Genomic DNA, 24,219 nt, shown 5'->3' on the forward strand with positions numbered 1-24,219 from the left:
CCGTTTTCAGGAAATGGAGTAACCCGGGGCCAGGATCTCGTTTGCGTGTTCCGGATGCTTTTTTAAATAAGCCGCAACAAAAGGACAAAGGGGTGCCATTTTCAGGCCTTCACCGCGAATATACTCCAGTGTCCTGGAAACGATAAGGCTTCCCAGTCCATTCCCTTCAAGGGATTGGGGAACTTCGGTATGGGTCAGGAATATGGTATTCTGCTTATTCTGAATAAACTCGATAAAGGGGGTTATATCGCCTTCTCCTAATTGAAAGCGTTTTTTTCCTCCCATGTCTCGCACCAGTAGAGGTCTGCTTTCCCATTGTGATCGTTCCATTGCTTAACCTCAGCTTTTATTAGGATTTAAACACGGTCAATTTTAGCCCCGATAGCCCGGAGTCGGGTATCGATATCCTCATAACCCCTGTCTATCTGCTCGATGTTATGTATTATGGATGTCCCTTTTGCGCTTAGCGCAGCAATTAACAGGGATACACCGGCCCGTATATCCGGTGACACCATTGTGGTAGCCTTTAAGGTCGATTTAAAGTCGTGCCCAATAACGGTAGCCCGGTGTGGGTCGCACAAGATAATCTTGGCTCCCATATCTATCAGTTTATCAACGAAAAAGAGCCTGCTCTCAAACATTTTTTGATGAATGAGTACTTCTCCCCTCGCCTGTGTAGCCACTACGAGAATAATACTGAGCAAATCGGGGGTCAGTCCCGGCCAGGGTGCGTCGGCAACGGTTAGAATGGAGCCGTCTATATAATTGTGGATCTTATATCCCTCCTGATGTTCCGGGATAAAGATATCATCTCCCCTGCGCTCAATGGAGATCCCTAATTTGCGAAAGGCATTGGGTATCTGCCCCAGGTCGTCCCAGCTTACATCCTTGATGGTAAGTTCACTGCGGGTCATTGCCGCCAGTCCTATCCAGCTGCCGATCTCAATCATATCAGGCAACATGGTGTGTTCAGTTCCTCCAAGTTCCGAAACCCCTTCAATTTCCAGCAGATTGGAACCGATCCCGGAAATTTTAGCCCCCATGCGATTTAACATCTTGCAAAGTTGCTGCAGGTAAGGTTCGCATGCGGCATTGTAAATAGTGGTCTTCCCTTCTGCGAGGACTGCAGCCATTACAATATTGGCCGTACCTGTTACTGAAGCTTCATCAAGCAACATATAGGCGCCTTTAAGTTTGGTAGCTTCTACGCCATAGAAGTACTCTTCCTTGTTATAGCGGAATTTGGCACCCAGGTTAATAAAACCTTCAAAATGGGTGTCCAGTCGCCTTCTTCCAATCTTATCGCCTCCAGGTTTGGGAATATAGCCCTTTCCAAACCTGGCCAAAAGTGGACCAACAAGCATAATAGAGCCTCTCAGCCCCCTGCCGTCCTGCTTGAATTTTTCAGATTGAAGGTATTCCAGGTTAACGTCATCTGCCTTGAAGGTGTAGGACCCCTTGCCCTTTTTCTGGATCTTGACACCCAGATCTTCCAGCAGCAGGATGAGTTTGTTTACATCCAGAATATCCGGGATGTTGTGAATGGTTACTTTTTCTGGGGTTAATAAAACAGCACAAAGGATTTGCAAGGCCTCGTTCTTGGCTCCCTGGGGTTTAATCTCCCCGTGAAGTTTGTGGCCTCCTTCAATTTTAAATGTACCCATAAAATATGGTGGTTAATAACGTTTCTTTCCGCGACTACCTCCTCGAGAGCTCTTTTTACCGGAACCGCCACGGTTGGATTTTGCAGTGCGGTTTTTCAGGAATTGCCCGCTATCCGTTAAATTTTCGCCATCTGATGCCAGGTCGATCTTGCCATCACTAAGTTCATATAAATGCTTAAATATTACCTTATCATCTACGGAATCCTTGTTCCAGTTGAGGTAACACTTTTTCATATGGTTGGCTATGGCATATTCCAGGCCTGATCTTTTATCCCCTTTCTCCCAATTGGTAGCAACATCAATCATTCGTTTGATATTATTGCCGTAAAAGCGGTATTTGGGGTGATTCTGTGGGTATTCCAGAGGGTCAGGTCGTTGCTGGAGCACTTCCTTGCTTGTAATGGGAAATGGAGAATCTACATCCAGTTTAAAATCAGACATTATAAATAACTGATCCCAGAGTTTATGCTGAAAATCAGGAACGTCCCTCAGGTGGGGCTGTAAATTTCCCATTACGCTTATGATTGCCTGGGCTACGCGGTTACGTTCTTCCCGATCTTCTATGGATACGGCATAATCCACCATCTTCTGGAAGTGGCGACCGTATTCAGGGATAATTAACTTAGGGCGTTCTGTATTGTATTCTAAATGGTTAACTGCGTCCAATATATATGTAGTTTAAGGGTAGTAATTGGATAACGGAAGCAAGGTAACAAAATTATGGTTCATAAGTAGCTTTATAAGGAGATTACCCCTTCTACCTTCCCTACTTCCTTGTATTTTTCAATTACTTCATCCGGATTTTTCAAATGAACTGTGATGGAAAGGCTGGTATATTTTCCTTTCCTGGATTGTTTGGATTCGATTACCGCCCCCGTATTGTCAAAAACATCCTGAATTTGGTTTATCCGTTTCGGATCCGTGGGGACAATAAATTTATAGAGGTAGTCCGCAGGCCATGTAGTGTTCTTGAGTAGCTCGCCTTTCAACCTGTTGTAAAATGCCTCGGCTTTTTCGGATTCCATCACAATCTTTTTGCAAAGATACGCGAACATTATCAATTTTAAGAGCAGGGCCTGAATGATTACTTTTGTAATACCAGAATCACTTTCAATGCCACCAAAAAAAGTTGTAATAACAGGAGGTCCGGGTACTGGAAAAACCAGTCTGATAAATGCCCTTCTCAACCGGGGGTATACCTGTTTTGAGGAAATTATAAGGAGCCTTACCTCTGAGGCTAAAAGGGAGACTCCTGCCCATGAGGTGGCCCAAAATCCTCTTGCCTTTGTTCAGGATCCCTTTGATTTTAACACCAAATTGCTCGAGGGGCGCATGGAACAATACCACAAGGCCAGTATGCACCAGACTTCCATAGTGTTCTACGATAGGGGCATCCCGGATGTAATTGCATACATGAATTACTTCGGGCAGTCTTATACCCAATATTTTGAACAGGCCTGCAGGGAATTGCGGTATGATGAAGTAATTTTGTTACCCCCCTGGAAAGATATTTACAGGGCCGATGACGAGCGCCTTGAATCCTTTGATGAAGCTGTAGCCATCCACAGCCACCTGGAAGAGACTTATCAGGGACTTGGATATGGCCCGGTAATGGTTCCGAAGGGAACCGTAGCAGAGCGCACAAAATTTATAATTGAAGCATTAAACCTGGAAGAGTGAGGGAAGATGCATCCCAAATCCTTAAAAAGTACTGGGGCTTTGAAAGCTTTCGCGGCTCTCAGGCAAGTATTATCGATGCCGTATTGCAAAAAGAGGATGTCCTGGCCCTTTTGCCAACCGGGGGTGGAAAATCAGTATGCTATCAGGTCCCTGCGCTGCTACAGGAGGGTATATGCATCGTGGTCAGCCCCTTAATTGCGCTTATTGAAGACCAGGTACGGGCGTTAAAAAACAAAGGCATCAAAGCCCTGGGACTTACTGGCGGACTTCGTTTTGAAGAGGTGCTGACTCAGTTAGACAATTGCCTTTACGGCAACTACAGCTTTCTTTATTTATCACCTGAACGCCTTCAACAGGAACTGGTACGGGAGAAGATCAAGGGCATGCCGGTAAAGTTGATCGCCATTGATGAAGCCCATTGTATTTCCCAGTGGGGGCATGATTTTCGTCCGGCTTACCTGGATTGCGCTATTCTAAGGGAGTTGCACCCTGAAGCCCCTGTAATGGCGCTTACAGCCACAGCCACTAAACAGGTAGCCCGGGATATTGTTGACAATCTTGGCCTTTCCTATCCTCGTGTTTTCAAAGATTCCTTTTTGCGTAAAAATATCAGCTACACCGTTTTCTGGGAAGAGGATAAAAGATATCGCCTGGCAATGCTTTGCAAGGCAGAGGCCAAAAGTGGCATCATCTACGTGCGCTCCAGGCGAATGACCCAGGAACTGGCTTATTTCCTGAATGAAAAGGGATTAAAGAGCCATTTTTTCCATGGAGGCATATCTTATTCCGAAAAATCAGACAAACTGAATGACTGGTTGCAGAATAAGGTACAATTCATGGTGGCCACCAATGCATTTGGTATGGGGGTGGACAAACCCGATGTTGGTCTGGTTGTACATTACCAGATCCCGGATAATTTGGAGAATTACTTCCAGGAATCGGGCAGGGCTGGCCGGGACGGAGAAGCTGCCAGGGCAGTCTTATTAACAAATAAGGCTGATGAAACCCGATTAAAAGAACAGTTTTTAGGCGTTCTCCCCAGTATAGAATACCTTAAGCTGGTCTACCGCAAATTGAATAATTATTTTCAAATACCTTACGGGGGCGGGGAACATGAAAGCTACCCCTTCCATTTTGATGCATTTTGCGAAGCTTATGATTTTCAATACATGCTTACCTATAACGCCCTTCAGATTCTGGACCAGCAGTCTGTTATCAGTCTGTCCCAGGAATTTAGCAGGCATACCACGGTTAAGTTTGAAGCTTCCAAGCAGGACCTGTTTAACTACATGGAAGGAAATCAGAGTCTCTCTGAAATCATACAGGTACTGCTCAGGACCTATGGCGGTGTCTTCGATTTTGAAACCCGCATCAAGCCTGTTTTAATTGCCAGGAAAAGCGGGAAATCTGAAAATGAAGTCTTCAATACACTGAAAAAGATGGAAGCCGATGGACTGGTCAGCCTGAATATTCAGGACCAGGATATGAAGCTTACATTTCTTATCCCCAGGGAAGACGACCTCGTAATTAACCGGTTTGCCAAAATAGTTACAGCACATCACAAGCTTAAGGAACAAAAGCTCAGGTTAATGTTAGACTATGTAGAAAACGACAGGAAATGCAGAAGTAAGCAGCTGCTTCACTATTTTGGGGAGGAACTGAAGGAAGATTGCCGGGCCTGTGATGTATGCAGGAGAAAATACGGTGAATTTAAACTGTCTACGGACCTGCCCGACAGGATAATGGAGGAGCTCCGGAATTCGGGAAGCACTTCGAGGGATTTAATAGCCCGCCTGCCCGATGAAGAGGAAATAATCCTGGAAAGCCTGAGGGAAATGCTGGAAGATGGGAGCATAAGCCTGAATCATAAAAATGAATACATTCTGAATACATGAGAGCACTACGAATAGTCTTTATGGGAACGCCGGATTTTGCTGTACCCACCCTCGACGCCCTGCTGCGGGAAGGTTATGAAGTTGTGGGAGTAATAACGGCCCCGGATAAACCAGCCGGTCGTGGGAGGAAACTACACGAATCAGCGGTAAAGCGATATGCCAGGGACAAGGGGCTTACCCTGCTTCAGCCCACAAATTTGAAAGATCCTGATTTTCAACGGGAACTGGCCTCCCTTAAAGCCAACCTCCAGATTGTTGTGGCTTTCAGGATGCTGCCCAGGGCGGTCTGGGAAATGCCTGAATACGGCACCGTAAACCTGCATGCTTCCCTCCTGCCCCAATACCGTGGTGCCGCCCCTATAAACTGGGCCATTATTAACGGAGAAACCGAAACCGGCGTGACTACCTTCTATATAAATGAGCGAATAGACACAGGGGAAATTATCCTCCAGGAAAAAACCAGCATTGATCCGGATGAAAATGCCGGGCTTCTGCATGACCGTCTAATGCAGTTGGGAGCCGGACTCATATTGAAGACGGTAGAGCTTATAGCCAAAGGTGAAGTAAAACCGGTAATACAATCCGAATCGGCGGAGTTGAAGGCCGCCCCAAAGATCCATCGGGACACCTGCAAAATAGATTGGACCGAACCCGGTCAGAAAATATTCAATAAGATCCGTGGTCTGAGTCCTTACCCTGCCTCCTGGTCCAACCTTTACAACCCCGACAAAGCTGTTGTACTCAAAGTGTACCAGGCTACATTCCGGGAAGAGGATCACGGCCTTGAACCCGGAAAGCTTGTGCTAACCAATAATGAGCTGAAGGTTGCTGTTGCTGATGGCTTTATTTTGCTTCAGAAAATTCAGGTTTCGGGTAAAAAGAAAATGTCCGTAAAAGAGTTTCTGAACGGCCATCAAATCCATAATTTGGCAAAGCTTGGCTGAAGCCCCGTCCCTGTTGCCTTTAAGGAGATAAGTCAATTTTTTGCTACTTTATCAACAAAGGCCCGAAGTTATTAACAAAATAGCCGATTTCCCCCGGATTTACTTGCGTTAACCGCAAATCCATATAAATTTGTTTACGCTTTGAAATATTTAACAACAATTAATTGATTTAAATTATGAACAAAACAGAATTGATTGATGCCATGGCAGCCGATGCCGGTATCACTAAAGCCGCCGCCAAAAAATCACTGGAATCTTTCCTGAGCAACGTAGAAAAATCACTTAAAGGTGGTAACCGGGTTTCTCTTGTAGGATTTGGATCCTGGTCTGTTTCCAAAAGAAATGCACGTGAAGGAAGAAATCCATCTACTGGAGCTACTATCAAAATCGCTGCTAAGAATGTAGTTAAGTTTAAAGCTGGATCTGATTTAAGCAGCGCTGTAAACTAATCCGGACTTTCTAAGATATTCCAAAAGCACCTTCCAAATCAGAAGGTGCTTTTTTGATTTATTGCCCTTTTTGTTTTTTAGCGCAATTATTCTATTTTTATTTTAGAGTTAAAACCATGCAGACACTTAAACCCAAAAAAGGTAAGTTGCTTATCGCCGAGCCTGCACTAACCGGGGATGTATCATTCAACCGGTCGGTAGTACTGTTGGCAGAGCACAATGAAGAAGGTTCTGTAGGTTTTATTTTGAATAAACCGCTTGATTTTGACATTAGCGATCTGGTAGAGGAAATCCATGTACCCTTTCAGGTGTTCAATGGGGGGCCTGTAGAACAGGACAACCTTTACTTTATCCATAAGGTGCCCCACCTCATTAACGGGAGTATTGAAATCTCCGATGGTATTTATTGGGGGGGCGACTTTGAACGTACCGTAGAATTGATCAACAGTAAAGAGATCACCGATAAGGATATCCGGTTTTTCCTCGGATATTCAGGATGGGCTTCCCTACAACTGGATCAGGAACTCTCCTCCCGGTCCTGGATTGTTGCGCGTAACGACTATGAAAGCGACATCATAAAGAAATCCACAATCGCATTCTGGAAGGAAAAGATGATAGAGTTGGGTGGAGATTACCTTTTATGGAGCAACGCTCCTGAGAACCCCGCACTCAATTAACCCAGACGGGCCAGGGCATTTAACTTGCCAAGGAGATTCCGGGAAACTTCAGTTTTAAAATTTGCTTTTCGATATTTGGTTACTGGCTGTATTCCCTTTCGGATGCTGGTGATAAATAATTCATCTGCCTTTTGCAATTCGAAAGGAGATATGGAGGCTTCAAAAACTTTAAAGTCTTCTGTTTTTTGCAGGATTTCCAGTATTTTCCTGCGAAGTATGCCATCCCTGCAACCATCCTTAAGAGGAGGTGTCTTTACTTCATTGCCCTTCACCAGGAATAAATTTCCATCAAGGGCCTGTACAACGTTTTTGCTGGCATTGATCAGAAGGCAATCCTGATATCCATTCTCCCTGGCGTAGATACCGCCAGTTACAGAAAGAAGCCTGTTAGTGCTGTTCAGGTTAGACAACATGTCTGCATTGAGGTAGAAGTCCTTGTAAAGCTCAACTTCATAGGCCTGTTCCGAAATGGTATAAAATGGCGCATCCCCCTTTTCTGAGGCTATCAGGTAGGCAACCTCATTGTCTTCCTGAAAAAGATCGGCTCCATGCTTTCTGAAGACAAGGATCCTGACGAATGCCGGTTGATTCCCCAGATCATTGGCCTGTATCACGGCCTTAATCTGTTCCTCCAGGAATTCCATGGTGAAGTTCATGGGTATTTCCATCCTCAGAATACGCATGGAAGACATAAGCCGGAGATAATGCTCTTCCCAGAAATACAGTTCACCATTAACTGCCTTGATATCCTCGTAAAGGGCATCCCCAAGGATTAGTCCTCTATTGTTGTGGTTCAGTATAGGATCTTCTTCGGAAATTAGATTTCCCTGATAATTGATCATAAAAAAGGCCTTCAGGAAATGAAGGCCAAAGATAATTGATTTCTATTGATTTCTTATGTCGAACCCAGCACCTGCTTAAGATCCCCTACCTGGTTTTCCCAAAGCATTTTGGCTTCATCCAATTCATCATCTTCAGCAAAATCAGTGATGAACAGACTGACATCCTTGGTAATTTCGTCCACAATGATTTTCATTTCAAAATAGTAATCGTCCTCATTGGGCAACCAGGTGAATTTGACAAATTCATCGCTCTTCTTCTTCAAGAGTTTAGCCTGTTCTTCGGCACCATCCCAAATGAAACTGAAGACCTCACCCCTTGAATTTACATTGTCAGCAAACCACTCCGAAAGGCCGGAGGGTGTGGACAAATACTGATAAAGTAGTTGTGGGGAAGACTGAATTACAAATTCGAGTTGATATTTTGTTTTGTCGCTCATGCCATAGCAAATTACTCCGGACAATATAGCATTTTAAGAATGATTAAAAAATAAAAGCCAAAGAAACTTTTTTGATCACGGAATGTTGAAGAAGACGATTTTTACCGTTATATTTGCAGCCCATTTTTAACCCCATGGCGAGGTAGCTCAGGTGGTTAGAGCGCAGGATTCATAACCCTGAGGTCGGGAGTTCAAGTCTCCCTCTCGCTACAAAAAAAGGCCGGTTAACCGGCCTTTTTTATTTGCGTCCCTCGAGAAACTGTGTTACGTTTCGTTCTATGCGCTGTTCTATGTGCGACAGATCAGCTTTAACAAAACTTTCCCCGGTAATATTTTCGTAAAGCTCAATATAGCGTTCGGATACCGTTTGAATGTAGGCATCCGACATTTCTGGGACTATTTGTCCCTCGAGCCCCTGGAAGCCATTGCTTATGAGCCATTGGCGCACAAATTCCTTGGATAGTTGTTTTTGGGGTTCCTGTTGCTTTTGCCTTTGCTCATAACCATCGGCATAGAAGTATCTGGAGGAGTCCGGAGTATGGATCTCGTCTATCAAAACAATTTTTCCTTCAGCCGTCTTGCCAAATTCGTATTTGGTGTCTACCAGAATAAGCCCGCGTTTAGCGGCAAGCTCGGTCCCTCTTTTGAATAGGGCCCTCGTATATTGTTCAAGGACCTCATAATCTTCCTTGCTTACCAGTCCCCTTTCCAGTATTTCCTCCCGGGAAATGTCTTCATCATGGTCGCCTTTCTCAGCTTTGGTAGCCGGGGTTATGATCGGTTCGGGAAATGCATCATTTTCAATCATACCTTCCGGCATGGGGACCCCGCATAGCATTCGTTTACCAGCTTTGTATTCCCTGGCGGCATGACCGGATAGGTAACCGCGTATTACCATCTCCACTTTAAACGGTTCGCAGCCATAGCCTACGGCCACATTGGGGTCTGGTGTGGCCATCAACCAATTTGGAACCAGGTCTTCGGTATCTGCCATCATTTTCGTGGCGATCTGGTTGAGGATCTGCCCTTTGTAAGGGATTCCCTTAGGCATTACCACATCGAAGGCAGAAAGACGGTCCGTAGCTACCATAACCAGCAACCCCCCATTCAAACGGTATACTTCCCGAACTTTACCCCTGTATACCGATTCCTGTCCGGGGAATTGAAAATTGGTAGACATTAAGGTATTTGACATCCGGGATCAGTTTTGGTGTTCAATGTTCTTGTAAGCATCTATCACCTTTTTTACCAGTTTGTGACGGATAACATCTTTGTCGTCCAGGTAGATCATGGAAATGCCCTCGGTATCCTTCAGGATCAGGAGGGCTTCTTTCAACCCGGAAATGACCCTTCTGGGAAGATCTATCTGTCCGGGATCACCCGTAATGATGAACTTGGCATGCTTACCCATACGCGTTAAGAACATCTTCATCTGGGCATGGGTGGTATTCTGGGCCTCATCGAGGATCACAAAGGCATTGTCCAGTGTACGCCCCCGCATAAACGCCATGGGCGCAATCTGTATGGTGCCATTCTCGATAAGATTGACCAGCTTTTCGTTTGGGATCATATCCCGAAGTGCATCGTAGAGTGGCTGCATGTAAGGGTCGAGCTTTTCCTTGAGGTCTCCCGGAAGGAATCCCAGGTTTTCTCCGGCTTCCACAGCCGGACGGGTAAGGATGATCCGTTTTACCTGTTTGTTTTTCAATGCCCTGACGGCAAGGGCAACACCGGTGTAAGTCTTTCCTGTCCCTGCCGGACCGATGGCAAAAACCATGTCATTTTCATTTACTGCATCTACCAGTTTCCTCTGGTTGGCTGTCCTTGCCTTTATAAGCCTTCCGCTTACCCCGTGGACCAGGATGTCATTGCTAGAATCTGAAGAATCGTAATCTTCGTGCCCGTTGCTGCTCAAAACCCTTTCAATAACGTTGGTATCCAGGGTATTGTATTTAGCAAAGTGGGCCGTAAGCATATGAAAGCGCTTATCGAACTCGTCCAATAATTGCTGATCCCCGTAAACTTTAATTTTGCTGCCCCTGGCAACAATTTTGAGTTTTGGGAAATGCTTCTTTAGTAAATCAATGTTCTCGTTTTGCTGCCCAAAGAAATCTCTTGGGCTGATTTCGGTAAGTTCTAGTCTTAGTTCGTTCAAAAAGCGCTGAAAATTTGATTGTGAATACCTGTGCTGTACTTTTCCGTACGCTATTTTTTTATGTAATTTTGCTTAACAAACTTAATTAAAAAAACAGTTTGCCCGGGCAAAAATATATCAACAGTATTGCATGGCAATCATAACCTTAACTACAGATTTTGGGCTTAAAGACCATTTTGTAGGCGCCATTAAAGGAACCATATACAGTGAGTTAAAAGATGCCAAGATTGTTGATATTTCGCATTCCATAAGCCCTTTCAACATACAGGAGTGTGCCTATATCCTCAAAAATTCATACTACGCCTTTCCCAAAGGCAGTATCCACATTGTGGGAGTAGATGCGGAACCTACTGTTGAAAACCCGCACATTGCCGTTTATGTGGATGGCCATTATTTTATTGCAGCCAATAACGGCGTGGTGAGCCTCATCACTGCTGAAATCAATCCCGAAAAGGTTTTTGAAATTAAATTACCTGACGTGCTGCACGGTGCTTTCCCCGTCCTGGATGTATTCGTTAAAGTGGCCTGCCACCTCGCCAGAGGCGGCAAATTGGAAGTTGTCGGTAAACCCTTTGATGACCTGAAAATCCTGAAAGAGTTTTCCCCAAGGGTTTCCAATAATGGAAATACCCTTACGGGAAGCGTCATTTATATTGATAATTATGGCAATGTAATTACCAATATCCAGAAGGGACTGTTTGAAGCCTACCGGAAAGGCAGGAAATTTGAAATCAACGCCAGGAATAAACGCTTAACGGAGATCTATGATTCGTACAGCGATATTATTAATTTCAACCTGGATAAAAGCCGACGGAAAGGACCCGGAGACCTGCTTGCTTTATTTAACTCTTCGGACTATATAGAACTGGCCATTTATAAAAGTAATCTGCAGACCGTTGGGGGTGCTTCTACCCTGCTGGGGCTGGATTACCGGGATACCATAATCATTAATTTTGAATGAATGCTTGTCCGCATAGTAAAACTGAATATCAAGAAGGAAAATATTGCTAAGTTTGAAGCGATTTTTGCAGAAACAAAAGCATATATCAGAAATTCAGAAGGATGCCTTCTCCTGGAGCTTTACCAGGATAACAGGAATCCCTCTTTATTTTTCACCTACAGCCACTGGGAAGAAGAGTCCTTTCTGGAAAAGTACCGGCAATCCGATTTTTTCAGGGATGTCTGGGGAAGAACGAAACAACTTTTTGCCTCGGCCCCGGAGGCATGGAGTTTGCATAAATTAGAAAGTCTAAGCTAATGCTGGCTATATTTAAAAAAGAAATCAGATCATTCTTCACCACCCCGACAGGTTATCTGGTTGTGGGGTTGTTTCTACTGCTTAACGGCTTGTTCCTTTGGGTGTTTGATGGACCCTACAACCTCCTTGAATACGGCTTTGCCGATCTGAGCAATTTTTTCGCCATCGCGCCCTGGATCTTTTTGTTTCTGATACCGGCCATATGCATGCGCAGCTTTTCTGAGGAACGTAAACTGGGCACCCTCGAACTACTTTATATCAAACCCACTACGCTGTGGCAGATCGTTTTGGGTAAGTTTTTAGGTGCTTCTGCCCTTGTATTGATCGCCCTGCTGCCAACACTCTTGTATGTGTATGCGATTTCCGAATTGGGGACTACCACAGGCAATCTGGACCTGGGATTGATATGGGGTTCCTATTTTGGTATGGTTTTTTTGATCTTCGCCTACGTGGCGATCAGTCTTTTCGTCTCTTCACAATCTGAAAACCAGATCGTTGCGTTTCTGATAAGTATTTTGATTTGCTTCTGCCTCTTCTACGGTTTTGAGGCAATAGCTTCCCTTATAGACAATGGGACACTGGCCCTGGGAGTTAAAGCCCTTGGGATGAAATCGCATTATGAAGACATGGCAAACGGGGTTCTGGATTCCCGGGATATGGTATACTTTCTTTCATTAGGATATCTGTTCCTGTTTTTCACGCAGGCCTATTTAAAAAACAGGGAGCGCTAATGGGAAAAGGTTGGATTAAATCGGGAATTACAGTAATACTGGGAGTGATCTTGCTCAACTTCCTGGCTACTCATTTTTATTTGCGATTCGACCTAACTGAAGACCAGCGGTATACCCTATCTGAAGCTGCCGGGGATGCAGTACAAAAACTGGAGGGGGAAGTAATGGTAGATGTGCTTCTGGATGGGGATCTCCCACCAGAATTCCTGCGATTGCAAAAGGAAAGCAGGCAAATCCTGGAAGAATTTGCAGAAGAAAACCCGGGCCTTATCATTGACTATGTAAATCCCCTTGAAGAGGAGACAGATATTGAAGCTACAATTGCCCAATTGCAGGGTTTAGGACTTACCCCGGTTAACATTACTGTGGAAAACACTGGAAAGACTACACAGGAACTCCTCTTCCCATGGGCACTGGTTACCCATAAAGAACGTACGGTGAAGGTACCCCTTTTAAAGAACAAACTTGGGGCCAGTACGGAAGACCGGATCAATAATTCGGTGCAGAATCTGGAATACGCCTTTTCCGATGCTTTTTACAAACTGGGTATTAAGGATAAAAAGAGAATAGCGGTACTAAAAGGAAACGGGGAATTGCCGGATGCTTACATGGCAGATTTCCTGACTACGATCCAGGATTACTATAATATCGGAGCTATAACCCTGGATTCAGTTGCTTCCAATCCTGAAGGCACCCTTGACATATTAAAGCAGTACGATCTTGCCCTCATTGCCAAACCCACTGAGGCCTTTACGGATGGGGAAAAGTACTTACTGGACCAGTATATGGTCAACGGGGGACGCAGCATCTGGCTGGTTGATCCAGTGGTTGCCGAGTTAGACAGCTTATTCAATAATGAGGGTAAGAGCCTGGCCTACATTCGAGACCTCAACATTGATGACCTCCTGTTCCGATATGGAGTAAGGGTTAACCCCAATTTGGTGAATGACCTGTATTTTACACAGGTGGTACTGGCCTCAGGAGAAGGAAATGATGCCCAGTACAATCCTGTCCCCTGGTTCTATCATCCCATGGTTTTTTCTCAGGAAAATCATCCTGTTAACAGTAATATTGAGGCCTTGAGGTTTCAGTTTGCCAGTGTTTTGGATACACTGTCAAACACCTACAAAAAAACGGTTTTGCTCCAGAGTTCTCCATTGTCAAAGGCCGATGGGGTGCCCAGAACCATTAGCCTGGATATGATTACCAGTGAACCCGATCGGGAAACCTATAAACCGGGGGGAATGCCACTTGCTGTTTTGGTGGAAGGCGAATTTAAGTCGGCCTACGTCAACCGCATCCGCCCCATAAAACTTAGCAGTCACCAGGATCAGGGGCCTCAAAACAAGATGATCGTAATTGGTGACGGAGACCTGATCAGGAACCAGATGAGAAACGGACGACCCCTGGAACTTGGGTACGATAAATGGACCAATAATTTCTATGGAAACAAGGAGTTTTTGATCAATTGCCTGAACTATATGCTGGAAGATACCGGACTTATAAACATCCGGGCCAAGGAAATCAATATCCCGCTGCTGGACCAGGAGAAAATTGCGCAGCATAAAACGAAATGGCAACTTATAAATATTGGGCTTCCCCTATTGGCAACCTTGTTGTTTGGACTGATCTTTAATGTGCTGAGAAGACGCAAATACGCCCGATAACTGTTAATAAGTTTGTCCCTTTGAGGGTGACATTTCAGATATATGAAATATATTTGTTTTACGGCCAAAACGGGCTGTTAATGCTTAGCATCAAATTAAAGGAAAAAAGACATTCTTCATATGAAATTTATTGTATCGAGCACCTATTTGTTAAAACAACTTCAAGTACTGGGAGGCGTTATCAATACCAGCAACACCCTGCCTATTCTGGACAATTTCCTTTTTGTTTTGGAGAAGGGGAAACTGACGGTTTCGGCTTCCGATCTGGAAACCACGATGAGTACCGTCCTGGAAGTTGATTCAGATAATGAAGGCACCATAGCCGTACCGGCCCGACTCTTGCTTGATACGCTTAAAACCTTCCCCGAGCAACCGCTGACCTTTGTGGTGGAAGACAACAATACGGTTGAAATCAGTTCCAACCACGGAAAATACGCTTTGGCTTATGCCGATGGGGCCGAGTTCCCCAAAGCCGTTGAACTGGCTGACCCCAGTTCGACTTCTATTATGGGTGATATCCTGGCCACCGCGATCAACAAGACCATTTTTGCTGCAGGGAATGACGACCTGAGGCCGGTAATGAGCGGTGTTTTTTTCCAGTTTTCACCGGAAAACCTGACGTTTGTGGCTACAGATGCCCACAAACTGGTAAAATACCAGCGTACGGACGTTCATGCCTCTGAGGTAGCGGAATTCATTATGCCTAAGAAACCTTTGAACTTGCTTAAGGGTATCCTGGCTGGTAGTGAGGAAGACGTGGTGATAGAGTACAACGATAGCAATGCCAAGTTCAGCTTTGACAATACTGAACTGATTTGCAGGCTGATCGATGGCAAATACCCCAATTACGAAGCGGTTATTCCCAAAGAGAATCCAAATAAATTAAGTATTTCCAGGAACCAGTTCCTGAGTTCCGTACGAAGGGTATCTATCTTTTCCAATAAGACCACGCACCAGATCCGACTTAAAATTGCAGGGGCAGAGTTGAATATTTCGGCCGAAGACATCGATTACAGCAACAAGGCAGAAGAACGCCTGACCTGTGCCTACCAGGGGGACGACCTGCAGATAGGGTTTAATTCGCGTTTTCTGGTAGAAATGCTGGGGCATTTATCCTCTGACGATGTTTCCCTTGAAATGAGCCTGCCCAACCGTGCCGGTATCCTTACCCCCGCCGATGGCCTGGATGAAGGTGAGAGCATCACTATGCTGGTAATGCCGGTGATGTTGAATAACTAGTCGTGAACATTTTCTTTAATATGCACTTGTTTAGCCAACATTAGGGCATTTTCCTACATTTAAAAGACACAATTACCTGTTATCCATATTTTTAGGTGTTATAACGGCATTATATAATACACCTGAAGTCAGTTTACTACTTTTAACAAAGATTTATGCAAAATGATGAAGGTCATTGTATTCCTATGGCTCTCTTATCAGATTTGTATTTACAATTTAAATTAACCTTTAATAAACGCTATTATTATGAAAAAACTCGTACTAACGCTATTTGGACTATTTGTTGTTCTATGGTCCTGTACTAATGAAAAATTGGATGATGAAACCATAAATGGTACTAATCTCTCATTCTCTGTAGACAGTGAATGTACATTATCCGACTCGGATAATTGCGGGCAAGGACCCGATTTTAATTTAGCTTACTATGCCGCTTTTGACCCTGTTTACTGGGGCTCCACTGAAACCCATAAGCTTTCATTTCAACCACAGGCAGACGGAAGTATACATATTTTTGGAACTACGAAGTTACTTAGTGGAACTTCATGCATTGCCCAAATAGATTTATGGCTTGTAGAAGGTAAAACCTATACTGAATTATTGGGAATTAACGGGGAATTTTGGTCAAGGGATGTTTGTACTAATGCTATTGTTGACCCAGAACTTCTCAACTATTTTAAAATAGATTCTTCGCGAAGTTCTATTACTTTTACAGATTGTGAATCTGACAATTTACCAGTGGGTCAATTCGAGGTTGAAAATGCGGTTAGATACGAATGGCGACAGGATAAATTAGTAACAAAAGAAGTCCAAATAGGACCCGGTGCCGCATTTACAGATTCAAGGAATTTAGATGGTCTGAGTGCATGGGTAGACTTGCTTATAGATGGTCAGAAAATAGCTTCTAAACTATACTTTACCCTTGATTGTTTCGAGGATATAGAATGCGAAACCGCCTTTGCAAGGAGTGATGATGGTGCTACCTGCTTCTCTGATACTCCGGAAGCTTTTGATCGCTGGGGATGGACAATCGGGCCACTTTCAGAAGGAGACTATACCTACGAAATTTACTCCGGGGCTGGCCAGTGCGATATTTCCAAAGGAGAACTGGTTGGAACGGTAGACGTTAGTTATATGAATGGAAACGTATCGTTTACTTACAATATCGATTCTCAGTACAATGTAGAAGAGACTCACTCTTACGCTGGAAACGCTATGTTCCCAACAAATAAGAAAGGTAACCCTACGGTTGCTCCTGGCCAATACACAATTCAGGAAGATCTGGAAGGAGAAATTTATGTAATTGCTCACGCAGTTGTTTGCAATTAAGTTTACAGTAAAATAAGTAGAAAAGGCTATCCAATGGATAGCCTTTTTTGTTGGATATAAAAGAACTTGAAAGCACTATAAAAAAATCCGGCCCTTTTCGGAGCCGGATGCTAAACAAAACTAACCTTTATCCTGTCTTAGGAAATAAAAGGTATTGTCATAAAATAGCTGGGCGATTCCCCGTTATTAGCTCTTACTGCATTTACTATAGGCATTACAAATCCCAATATAGCTGTAGCGATCAGGGTTAGGATACCCAGGCCTAATAATAAAATGGCAGGGATACTTATTATTATGTAAAGTATAATGCTCAACTGCAGGTTTACGACTGCCTTGCCGTGCTCGTTCATATCTTCAACGGTATTCCGAGTGGATAACCAGATGATAAGGGGTACTATCAGGCTGCCAAAACCAATTACATAAGAAAGTAACTGGGTTAAGTGGGTTACCACGAGCAGGGACCTGTCGGTTCTCATGGCAGCGGGTTGATTGATTACATGCATTTTTTTGATTGATTTAAGTTATTCTACTCTATTAGTAGCAAGATTGAACAAATTGTTACAGGCTACTGCTTAACTGATGGCTATAGTAGCCTCTTTTGGCTATTTTTGCATGGATACAAATTCATATGATCTCAGAGGATACCATAATCGCTTCAGCAACTGCCCCGGGAATTGGTGCCATAGCCGTGCTCCGTATTTCAGGTGTAAAGGCCATTTCACTGACTGATCAGGTATTCTCCAAAGATTTGCCAACAGCAAAAACCCACACCATCCATCTCGGGGAGATCAAAGATGGTGACCGAATCCTGGACCAGGTATTGGTTTCCCTATTCAGAGGTCCACATTCCTATACCGGGGAAAATGTGGTTGAGATCTCCTGCCATGGCTCTCCCTATATACAGGAACAAGTCATACAGCTGTTTTTAAGAAAAGGGTGCAGAATGGCCAATCCGGGTGAATTTACCCTGCGGGCTTTCCTCAATGGCAAGCTGGATTTAAGTCAGGCTGAGGCTGTCGCCGATATTATTGCGAGCGACAGTGAAGCTTCCCATAAGATTGCGATGCAGCAAATGCGGGGTGGTTTCAGCTCGGAAATACAATTACTACGAACAGAATTACTAAACTTTGCTTCCCTCATTGAACTTGAGCTGGATTTTTCTGAAGAAGATGTTGAATTTGCAGATCGCGAGGCCTTTCTAGAACTCCTGAATCGCATCGAAAAAACCTTAAAGAAGCTTATTGATTCGTTTTCTCTGGGGAATGTGATCAAAAACGGGATACCTATTGCCATCGTGGGAAAACCCAACGTGGGGAAATCCACCCTGCTCAATGCCCTGCTGAACGAGGAACGGGCCATTGTTTCGGAGATCGCGGGAACTACCCGGGATACCATTGAGGATGAGATCACTATAGGGGGTATCCGCTTTCGTTTTATAGACACCGCCGGTATCCGGGACACCGGGGATCAAATTGAACAGATCGGAATAAAACGGACCTTTGAAAATATTGAAAAAGCCAGGGTGGTTTTCTTTTTATTTGAAGCCAAAGAGCTTCAAACCCATCCTGAAGAACTGCATGCGACCATAGATAAGGTCCGACAAAAAGCCAGGGAGCAACCTGTACTTCTGCTTGCAAATAAGGCAGACGCAATGGAGACTGAGGTTTACAAAGAGCAATTGCATCAACTTGGTAATTCAACGGGAATGGACTTTTTAGCCCTCTCTGCCCTGGAACACACCGGACTGGACCAATTGAAGGACAAGCTTTTACACCTGGTCAATACCGGAACCCTGCAAAAGAACGAAACCATAGTGACCAATTCAAGGCATTATGATGCCCTGTTGAAGGCTCTTGCTGAGATCCAGAAGGTACAGGAAAGTATGGAGGAAGGAATTTCCGGCGACCTGCTCGCTATTGATATCCGACAGGCTCTGTACCACCTCGGCGAGATTACCGGCGAGATTACTACTGATGACCTCCTTGGCAATATCTTTGCCAATTTCTGTATCGGGAAATAGAACTAGCTGATTTAACAATTTCATTTGGGCAATTGTCCCAAAACTGACGTAAATCATTCAGGACAAGACAAAAGTTCATTTGTTTTGTAGTGAATCCTGGTATATGATGACAGAGAAAATAGTTTTGGCAATAGACATAGGCGGCAGCCTGACCAAAATTGGCCTGGTTACCCGGACTGGTAGTATTTTGGAGAAAAGGGTGTTCAGGACCAATGGGCAGGATCCTTTCAATATTTTTCTGGAAAAGCTGAAATCTGAAATCGAAATATTAATTACCAGTCTGGATTCCACCCATAAATTGATTTCCATAGGCATTGGAGCTCCCAACGCAAATTCCCTCACCGGAAATATTGAAAATCCGCCCAATTTATCATGGGGTCCCCTCACTCCCATTTCAAAAATTATCGGGGAGACCTATAATTTACCCGTAGTACTGGCCAATGATGCCAATGCGGCTGCCCTGGGCGAAATGAAATTTGGAACTGCAAAAGGCATGAAGCACTTTGTGGTGCTTACCCTGGGTACCGGACTTGGTAGCGGCATAATATCCGATGGTAAACTATTGATAGGAGAACATGCTTTGGCCGGGGAGATTGGCCATGTAAATGTGGATCCCGATGGTCGCCAATGCAATTGTGGATTACAGGGGTGCCTGGAAACCTATGCCTCGGTGACTGGTATCCGGCGGACTGTTTTTGAGCTCATGGCTGAGATGAGCGCAGATTCCCCTCTGCGCGGAATCAGTTTCGAGGATATGACCGGGGAGCATATCTCCGATGCGGCCCTGGCAGGAGATGCTATTGCGCTAAAGGCATTTGATAAAACAGGAGAGATACTGGGCAGTAAAATGGCTGATATTGTGGCCCATCTGGACCCGGAAGCTATTATTTTATCAGGAGGACTAAGCAAAGCAGGAGATATTTTACTTAACCCCATTAAGCGGTTCATGGAACTTCGTCTTTTTAATGCTTACAAAGGAAAAGTAAAGGTTTTGATATCAACTACCACAAGTTCCGATGCCATTCTGGGACCTGCCGCCCTGGCATGGTCGGCCTTAGAAAAAGACACTCCTAATAGTCCGAACAGCTGATTATTTTGTAGAGATGTATCTATTTCTCAATGCAGAGATGTATCTATTTCTCAATAAAGAGATGGTTTCCCTCCAAAACAATCTTATGGATTAAATTACTTTATATGCCCTTGAACTGAAAAACAACAGAAAACGAACTGTTGCCAGCAGCATCTTGCGTTACCAGCTGCCAGTAATACGTGGATCCGGTATTAACCTGAACCTCAAAACTCATTTGATCCGTTGTTCTTCTTGCCCTGCCGGATTGTTAATAACTTTTTTAATAACTCATTTTGCTAGTCCTAACACACTTTTGTGTGTGCTGTAATTTTATATATGATAATTTAATCATTTATTATTTTATGCATTGTTATGATTTCAACGTGGTGCTTCAGGAAGTACCAGGTGAGATAAGCCTTTGTTTTAGCATTTCCGGCTGCCCATTGCGATGCCCCGGTTGCCACTCCCCCTTTTTATGGAAAAATCAATCCGGTAATAAAATCACCCTTGAAAACTTTAAGGAATTCCTGCACCAGTATTACGGTTTCGCCTCCTGCATTTTGTTCATGGGTGGCGAATGGCACCCCCATGAGCTTATTCCTATGCTTAAATATGCTCAGAGTATGGGCTATAAAACTTGTCTTTACACAGGGCAAGAGCAGGTAGAACCAGGAATACTGGAATATCTGACCTACATTAAAACAGGCCCCTGGATCGAGGAACTTGGGGGGTTATCCAGCAAAAAAACCAATCAGATTTTCCGGGAAGTCAGCACCAATAAAATCCTTAATCATCTATTTATACCTAAATAACAACTCCTATGACCCGACTAACAGAAGAACAGATAAACAACAAGATTTCATTCATAAATCGTTACCTCGCCTCTCAAAATGCCGCAGATGGATCAAAAGTGGATTCGAATGCCAATGTTACCTCCAAGAATATTGCTACCATGGAGGCCGAACTCAATAAAGATTTCAATATCCAAATAAACCGTACCCTGGTCAGGCAAAAAATTGCCAGCCTTTTTGGGAATGATCTGGCGGACGAATATATCAGGCAAATTGAATCCCATGAGATATATGTTCACGACGAAACTTCCCTGAAGCCCTATTGCGCATCCATAAGCATGTATCCGTTTTTACTGGATGGCCTGACAAAAATAGGTGGAGAGAGCAGGGCCCCCAAGCATCTGGAAAGCTTCTGTGGTGAATTTGTAAACCTCGTATTTGCCGTAAGTTCACAATTTGCAGGTGCCCTGGCAACCGTTGAATTCCTGATGTATTTTGACCACTTTGCGGCAAAGGATTACGGTGACAACTACCTGAAAACGCATAGAGGGATCATAGAAAATCATCTCCAGCACGTAGTGTACGCCATAAACCAACCCGCGGCGGCACGGGGCTATCAATCCGTATTCTGGAATATCTCCGTATATGACGAGCCCTATTTTAAAAGTATGTTCGGCGATTTTGTCTTCCCGGATATGAGCCAACCGGAATGGGAGCGAATTAAGAAATTGCAAGCCTTCTTTATGCATTGGTTCAATGAAGAACGCAACAAGGCTGTACTTACTTTCCCGGTTGTTACAGCTGCTATGTTGATTAAAGACGGGGTCCCGGCAGATCCCGTCTTTACTGAAATGTGCGCAAAAGAACTCAGCGAAGGCAACTCCTTTTTTATTTATCAATCTGAAAATGCGGATAGCCTGGCCTCCTGCTGTCGATTGCGAAATGAGATAAGTGACAACACCTTCAGCTATTCCCTCGGAGCCGGTGGAGTAGCAACGGGCTCCATAAACGTGATTACCATGAATATGAACCGTTTGATACAGAATGGTGCTGATATCGCTTCAGAAGTGCGCAAAATCCATAAATACCAGGTTGCATTCCGCAAACTTATGGACGACTATAACAGTAGCGGTATGCTACCGGTCTATCATGCTGGCTTGATCTCTATGGAAAAGCAGTTCCTTACTATTGGTATAAACGGAATGGTGGAAGCAGCAGAAAGCCGGGGAATTACGGTAGGGAATAATTCGGCATACAAGCGTTTTGTTAACCACTATCTCAAAGCGATCTATGAAGAAAATAAAGCGGCTAAAGCAAAATACGGTTATCTCTTTAACACAGAATTCGTTCCCGCCGAAAATTTGGGTGTAAAAAATGCAAAATGGGACCATCAGGATGGCTTATTTGTTAAAAGAGACTGCTATAATTCTTACTTTTTCGTGGTAGAGGATAACAAGACCAACACCCTGGACAAGATAATACTTCATGGAAAGGAAATAATTAAATACCTGGATGGAGGTTCGGCATTGCATCTGAACCTGGAAGAAACCCCCAATAAGGAAGGGTTTATTAAACTGATCCATGCCACGGCACAAGCGGGCTGCAATTATTTTTGTTTTAATATAAGAATTACGCTTTGCAACGATTGCGGGCATATTGACAAACGCACCAGATACAGCTGTAACAAATGTTCTTCTAAAAACGTGGACCATGCCACCCGGGTAATAGGTTACCTGAAACGTGTTTCCAATTTTAGTTCCGGCAGGCAAAAGGAGCATAACCTGAGACATTATCACATTAACCAATCCAGGGGAAAGGATACTTCCCTTCAGGAAATGGAAACAGAGCCTTGTGTACTATCGTGATTGATCTGTAGCAAACTGCTGCATGAAGTATTTACAGAAGGGAAGCAAATATGGGTTTACTTTTCGAGGAACCCCTTCAGGGAAATAACCCTCCCCTTCTCCTCTATTTCCTCAGCCAGTGTAGCGATTGTTTTCTGACGGAAGTCCTGCAGTAGTTCATCCTTAAATGGGGAAACAAGATGATGTACCGGACAGGGATTAACATCGTCACATTTTGAAAGGCCCAGAAAGCATTCATCAAATTTATACGTGCCGTCAATGGCGCTTATTATTTCCCATATGGTATTATCCCGATTGGATTGATCCAGGAAAAAGCCCCCTCCCGGACCTTTTACAGAGGATACCAATCTATTTGTTGCCAGTTTCCGTAATAATTGCGCCAGAAAAGGTTGGGGCATTTCCAGTTCTTCGGCAATCGTCCTTACCCCATGTCTGGCCTTTTCATCACTGTGCAATGCGAGGTATATCACAGCCCTTATGGCATATTTACAGGCGTTGGATAACATATGATCTAAATTGAGTTTTTAAAGATAACTAAAAGGTCGTTTTATCATAGATGATTTTTGACCGATGCAAAAGATACCATTTCATCGAAAAAATCGTTTTTGAAGTAGGGTATGCCAATACTTGATTGTTATACCCCCGAATCATTAAATCTAAATGCTATGTTTACCTTAAAATCTATTATGAGATCACTACTGGTTTTATTTTCATTTTCCTTTTTATTCGTTAGCTGCTCCAATGATGAAGCTGATGGAATGGGAACCCTGAAAGTAAGTGCCAGGGCCGCTGTTAATCAGACTTCAGGTTCCGCTAAGGAAGCAGGTTCCGCAAGATCGGTCAATACCGATGTTTTTGTAAGTACCTTCCTGGTTAATATCACTGAATTTGAGCTGGAAATGGACGACTGGGAACTGGAAATTGAAACTGAGTCAGAAATTGATGACGATTCCTGGGACGATGACGGGTATTACGACTTTGAGGATGAATTTGAGCTGGAAGGTCCTTTTGAGTTGGATCTGCTTGCTGGTGAGATCAGCTTCCTTGCCGTGGATGTGCCCAATGGGGAATTTGAAGAACTGGAATTTAAATTTGACCGAAGTACTAATCCAGAAAGCAATCTGTTCGGTAAATCTGTACTCATTGAGGGTACTGTGAATGATGTACTCTTTATTTTCTGGCACGATTTCGAAGATGAAGTTGAAGTAGACTTTGAAGAGCCTGAATTCGATATCACCATCAACAATAATACGGAAGGGATTTCAATTGAATTCGACCTGTCGCTCATCTTCGATGTGGTAGCAGGTATCGACCTTTCCCAGGCAGTAGATGGAAACGAAGACGGTACCATTGAAATCAGCCCTGAAGACCCAGATGGCAACAATGAACTTGCTCACATGATCAGGGAGCGCATCAAAACGGCAATTGATCTCCTGGATGATTAATTTTCCGTTACATAATAAAAAAGCTTCCTGTTCCTCAGGAAGCTTTTTTTGTACCACATTATTCA

The 24,219-nt window shown here is 44.0% G+C and carries 26 protein-coding genes and 1 tRNA gene; 17 read left to right on the top strand and 10 right to left on the bottom strand.

All coding sequences use genetic code 11. The features are described from left to right. Positions 1-6 precede the first annotated feature (6 nt). From OO016_RS09300 to OO016_RS09315, 4 genes are all read right to left on the bottom strand, one after another. Entirely contained in the window at positions 7-330 is a 324-nt protein-coding gene (locus tag OO016_RS09300) for a GNAT family N-acetyltransferase (RefSeq protein ID WP_266012843.1), read from the bottom strand. Positions 331-356: 26 nt separating this feature from the next. Further along, positions 357-1,664 (bottom strand): UDP-N-acetylglucosamine 1-carboxyvinyltransferase, encoded by a 1,308-nt coding sequence (gene murA / locus OO016_RS09305; RefSeq protein WP_266012846.1) that lies wholly within the window; start codon positions 1,662-1,664, stop codon positions 357-359. Between the two features lie 12 nt (positions 1,665-1,676). Further along, entirely contained in the window at positions 1,677-2,333 is a 657-nt protein-coding gene (locus tag OO016_RS09310) for a DUF4290 domain-containing protein (protein ID WP_439649318.1), read from the bottom strand. A gap of 68 nt (positions 2,334-2,401) precedes the next feature. Further along, entirely contained in the window at positions 2,402-2,689 is a 288-nt protein-coding gene (locus OO016_RS09315) for a DUF493 family protein (protein WP_266012851.1), read from the bottom strand. 88 nt (positions 2,690-2,777) lie between these two features. Here OO016_RS09315 and OO016_RS09320 point away from each other — a divergent pair, with 88 nt between their 5' ends. From OO016_RS09320 to OO016_RS09340, 5 genes are all read left to right on the top strand, one after another. Next, positions 2,778-3,344 carry an AAA family ATPase gene (locus OO016_RS09320; RefSeq protein ID WP_266012854.1) on the top strand — a complete coding sequence of 189 codons (567 nt, stop codon included), beginning with the start codon at positions 2,778-2,780 and terminating at the stop codon, positions 3,342-3,344. Further along, positions 3,341-5,239, top strand: a complete 1,899-nt coding sequence (locus tag OO016_RS09325) for a RecQ family ATP-dependent DNA helicase (RefSeq protein WP_266012857.1) — start codon at positions 3,341-3,343, stop codon at positions 5,237-5,239. Before OO016_RS09320 ends, OO016_RS09325 begins: the two co-directional genes overlap by 4 nt. After that, positions 5,236-6,183, top strand: coding sequence for a methionyl-tRNA formyltransferase (fmt, locus tag OO016_RS09330; protein ID WP_266012860.1), 948 nt, complete (start codon positions 5,236-5,238; stop codon positions 6,181-6,183). Before OO016_RS09325 ends, fmt begins: the two co-directional genes overlap by 4 nt. A 176-nt stretch (positions 6,184-6,359) precedes the next feature. Next, positions 6,360-6,632 (top strand): HU family DNA-binding protein, encoded by a 273-nt coding sequence (locus OO016_RS09335; protein WP_266012863.1) that lies wholly within the window; start codon positions 6,360-6,362, stop codon positions 6,630-6,632. Between the two features lie 116 nt (positions 6,633-6,748). Next, positions 6,749-7,309, top strand: a complete 561-nt coding sequence (locus tag OO016_RS09340; RefSeq protein ID WP_266012866.1) for a YqgE/AlgH family protein — start codon at positions 6,749-6,751, stop codon at positions 7,307-7,309. Here the strand turns inward: OO016_RS09340 and OO016_RS09345 are convergent. Both OO016_RS09345 and OO016_RS09350 read right to left on the bottom strand, forming a co-directional pair. Then, positions 7,306-8,151, bottom strand: a complete 846-nt coding sequence (locus tag OO016_RS09345) for an aminotransferase class IV (RefSeq protein ID WP_266012869.1) — start codon at positions 8,149-8,151, stop codon at positions 7,306-7,308. The genes OO016_RS09340 and OO016_RS09345 overlap by 4 nt on opposite strands. Before the next feature lie 53 nt (positions 8,152-8,204). Beyond that, entirely contained in the window at positions 8,205-8,588 is a 384-nt protein-coding gene (locus OO016_RS09350) for an START-like domain-containing protein (protein ID WP_266012872.1), read from the bottom strand. A gap of 136 nt (positions 8,589-8,724) precedes the next feature. Between OO016_RS09350 and OO016_RS09355 the strand changes: the two genes are divergently transcribed. Next, positions 8,725-8,798: transfer RNA gene (locus OO016_RS09355), tRNA-Met, on the top strand. 28 nt (positions 8,799-8,826) lie between these two features. Here OO016_RS09355 and OO016_RS09360 read toward each other — a convergent pair. Together OO016_RS09360 and OO016_RS09365 are read right to left on the bottom strand one after the other, a co-directional pair. Continuing rightward, complete coding sequence (locus OO016_RS09360; RefSeq protein WP_266012875.1) at positions 8,827-9,783, bottom strand: phosphoribosylaminoimidazolesuccinocarboxamide synthase; 957 nt, start codon at positions 9,781-9,783, stop codon at positions 8,827-8,829. 6 nt (positions 9,784-9,789) lie between these two features. Next, complete coding sequence (locus OO016_RS09365) at positions 9,790-10,743, bottom strand: PhoH family protein (RefSeq protein WP_266012878.1); 954 nt, start codon at positions 10,741-10,743, stop codon at positions 9,790-9,792. Between the two features lie 130 nt (positions 10,744-10,873). On the opposite strand from OO016_RS09365, the gene OO016_RS09370 reads away from it, so the two are divergent. The 6 genes from OO016_RS09370 to OO016_RS09395 all read left to right on the top strand — a co-directional run bounded on the left by OO016_RS09370 (position 10,874) and on the right by OO016_RS09395 (position 16,964). Beyond that, positions 10,874-11,704 (top strand): SAM hydrolase/SAM-dependent halogenase family protein, encoded by an 831-nt coding sequence (locus tag OO016_RS09370; RefSeq protein WP_266012881.1) that lies wholly within the window; start codon positions 10,874-10,876, stop codon positions 11,702-11,704. Further along, positions 11,705-12,001, top strand: a complete 297-nt coding sequence (locus tag OO016_RS09375; RefSeq protein WP_266012884.1) for a putative quinol monooxygenase — start codon at positions 11,705-11,707, stop codon at positions 11,999-12,001. Then, positions 12,001-12,732 carry a gliding motility-associated ABC transporter permease subunit GldF gene (gene gldF, locus OO016_RS09380; RefSeq protein WP_266012887.1) on the top strand — a complete coding sequence of 244 codons (732 nt, stop codon included), beginning with the start codon at positions 12,001-12,003 and terminating at the stop codon, positions 12,730-12,732. Before OO016_RS09375 ends, gldF begins: the two co-directional genes overlap by 1 nt. Further along, complete coding sequence (gldG, locus tag OO016_RS09385) at positions 12,732-14,399, top strand: gliding motility-associated ABC transporter substrate-binding protein GldG (RefSeq protein ID WP_266012890.1); 1,668 nt, start codon at positions 12,732-12,734, stop codon at positions 14,397-14,399. The genes gldF and gldG overlap by 1 nt, the downstream gene beginning before the upstream one ends. A gap of 120 nt (positions 14,400-14,519) precedes the next feature. After that, positions 14,520-15,638: a DNA polymerase III subunit beta gene (gene dnaN, locus OO016_RS09390; RefSeq protein WP_266012893.1), complete on the top strand. Its 1,119-nt coding sequence runs from the start codon at positions 14,520-14,522 to the stop codon at positions 15,636-15,638. Positions 15,639-15,884: 246 nt separating this feature from the next. Then, positions 15,885-16,964 (top strand): SP85-like N-terminal domain-containing protein, encoded by a 1,080-nt coding sequence (locus OO016_RS09395; protein WP_266012896.1) that lies wholly within the window; start codon positions 15,885-15,887, stop codon positions 16,962-16,964. A gap of 137 nt (positions 16,965-17,101) precedes the next feature. Here the strand turns inward: OO016_RS09395 and OO016_RS09400 are convergent, their stop codons facing one another. After that, positions 17,102-17,467 carry a DUF4870 domain-containing protein gene (locus OO016_RS09400; RefSeq protein WP_266012898.1) on the bottom strand — a complete coding sequence of 122 codons (366 nt, stop codon included), beginning with the start codon at positions 17,465-17,467 and terminating at the stop codon, positions 17,102-17,104. A 125-nt stretch (positions 17,468-17,592) separates the two neighbouring features. Between OO016_RS09400 and mnmE the strand changes: the two genes are divergently transcribed. The 4 genes from mnmE (at position 17,593) to nrdD (ending at position 22,709) form a co-directional block, all read left to right on the top strand. Continuing rightward, a complete protein-coding gene (mnmE, locus tag OO016_RS09405; protein WP_266012900.1) occupies positions 17,593-18,984 on the top strand; it encodes a tRNA uridine-5-carboxymethylaminomethyl(34) synthesis GTPase MnmE in 1,392 nt (463 codons plus the stop codon). 103 nt (positions 18,985-19,087) lie between these two features. Then, entirely contained in the window at positions 19,088-20,074 is a 987-nt protein-coding gene (locus OO016_RS09410; RefSeq protein ID WP_266012902.1) for an ROK family protein, read from the top strand. A gap of 341 nt (positions 20,075-20,415) precedes the next feature. Next, a complete protein-coding gene (nrdG, locus tag OO016_RS09415) occupies positions 20,416-20,865 on the top strand; it encodes an anaerobic ribonucleoside-triphosphate reductase activating protein (protein ID WP_266012905.1) in 450 nt (149 codons plus the stop codon). Positions 20,866-20,873: 8 nt separating this feature from the next. Then, positions 20,874-22,709, top strand: coding sequence for an anaerobic ribonucleoside-triphosphate reductase (gene nrdD, locus OO016_RS09420; RefSeq protein ID WP_266012909.1), 1,836 nt, complete (start codon positions 20,874-20,876; stop codon positions 22,707-22,709). A gap of 56 nt (positions 22,710-22,765) precedes the next feature. Here the strand turns inward: nrdD and OO016_RS09425 are convergent, their stop codons facing one another. Beyond that, positions 22,766-23,215: an RrF2 family transcriptional regulator gene (locus OO016_RS09425; protein ID WP_266012911.1), complete on the bottom strand. Its 450-nt coding sequence runs from the start codon at positions 23,213-23,215 to the stop codon at positions 22,766-22,768. 180 nt (positions 23,216-23,395) lie between these two features. Here OO016_RS09425 and OO016_RS09430 point away from each other — a divergent pair, with 180 nt between their 5' ends. Continuing rightward, positions 23,396-24,154 (top strand): hypothetical protein, encoded by a 759-nt coding sequence (locus OO016_RS09430; RefSeq protein WP_266012914.1) that lies wholly within the window; start codon positions 23,396-23,398, stop codon positions 24,152-24,154. Positions 24,155-24,219: the final 65 nt, after the last annotated feature.

Origin of the sequence: Lentiprolixibacter aurantiacus, from assembly GCF_026241225.1 — a bacterium.
Taxonomy (GTDB): domain Bacteria; phylum Bacteroidota; class Bacteroidia; order Flavobacteriales; family Flavobacteriaceae; genus Lentiprolixibacter; species Lentiprolixibacter aurantiacus.